The organism is Mesopusillimonas faecipullorum (assembly GCF_020539505.1).
GTDB classification, from domain to species: Bacteria; Pseudomonadota; Gammaproteobacteria; order Burkholderiales; family Burkholderiaceae_B; genus Mesopusillimonas; species Mesopusillimonas faecipullorum.
Genome location: NZ_JACDXW010000022.1, coordinates 1 through 1,398 on the forward strand (window position 1 = coordinate 1; position 1,398 = coordinate 1,398).

Here is a 1,398-nt window from a genome sequence, read left to right on the forward strand (position 1 = left end):
CCTGCATGAAGTCGGAATCGCTAGTAATCGCGGATCAGAATGCCGCGGTGAATACGTTCCCGGGTCTTGTACACACCGCCCGTCACACCATGGGAGTGGGTTTCACCAGAAGTAGGTAGCCTAACCGCAAGGAGGGCGCTTACCACGGTGGGATTCATGACTGGGGTGAAGTCGTAACAAGGTAGCCGTATCGGAAGGTGCGGCTGGATCACCTCCTTTAAGAAAAAGTGCGACACAAAGCGAAAGCGTCCACATTTATCGGTTGTTGTTGAAGTCCTGACAATCACCGCTGTTGATCAGCATGGGTCAGTAGCTCAGTCGGTTAGAGCACCGTCTTGATAAGGCGGGGGTCGCTGGTTCGATTCCAGCTTGACCCACCACGGTTTAAGGTGGCACATGGCAGTAGGCGATGTGACATTTTTGGGGGATTAGCTCAGCTGGGAGAGCACCTGCTTTGCAAGCAGGGGGTCGTCGGTTCGATCCCGTCATCCTCCACCACTACTCACTGTTTTGTGAGTGAATCTGTGGGTTATGGGTGTAAGCGGTAGCGGTTTACTGGTTATCGGTTGTCAGGAAGGTGAGAGTAACGAAGAGCATCGCAGTCGTGAATGATTGCTCGGTGTTGTTCGTTGATCTTACCGATCAATATGGTGTGCTGGGTTGACCTGATGGGTTTATCTAGTACACGATCTGTTCTTTAAAAAATTGGAATAAAAGCACAACAAAGTAGTAGTGCTACAGACTTAACCAAGCCCTTCTGGGTTGGTTGATAAGTAGTGACTACGGGTTGTGATTGCAAAACACAAGTTCAAGTAGTTCTCAAAGAAAACAGGTATTGGCTTAGGCTGGTATCTGCGACTGGAACAAGATGAACGGCACAAACACGCAAAACTCAAGTTTTCTATAACCTGTAAAGTTATAGGATCAAGCGAATAAGTGCATATGGTGGATGCCTTGGCGATCACAGGCGATGAAGGACGTTGTAGCCTGCGAAAAGCTGCGGGGAGCTGGCAAACAAGCTTTGATCCGCAGATGTCCGAATGGGGAAACCCACTGCGTAAGCAGTATCCCACGCTGAATACATAGGCGTGTGGAGGCGAACCGGGTGAACTGAAACATCTCAGTAGCTCGAGGAAAAGAAATCAACCGAGATTCCGGTAGTAGCGGCGAGCGAAACTGGAACAGCCTTGACGAGTTAGCGCTTTTGATAATCGAACAGTCTGGAAAGTCTGGCCATAGCAGGTGATAGCCCTGTAGATGAAATCAAGAGCGTGGGACTAGGCGTCAGATAAGTAGGGCGGGACACGTGAAATCCTGTCTGAATATGGGGGGACCATCCTCCAAGGCTAAATACTCGTGATCGACCGATAGTGAACCAGTACCGTGAGGGAAAGGCGA

At 49.9% G+C, this 1,398-nt stretch carries 2 tRNA genes and 2 rRNA genes; all 4 read left to right on the forward strand.

What is annotated here, in order from left to right:
* A 16S ribosomal RNA gene (locus H0484_RS15000) occupies positions 1-219 on the forward strand; the annotation flags it as partial.
* 84 nt (positions 220-303) lie between these two features.
* Positions 304-380: transfer RNA gene (locus H0484_RS15005), tRNA-Ile, on the forward strand.
* A 42-nt stretch (positions 381-422) separates the two neighbouring features.
* Positions 423-498, forward strand: a tRNA-Ala gene (locus tag H0484_RS15010).
* A gap of 424 nt (positions 499-922) precedes the next feature.
* Positions 923-1,398: ribosomal RNA gene (locus H0484_RS15015) — 23S ribosomal RNA — on the forward strand; the annotation flags it as partial.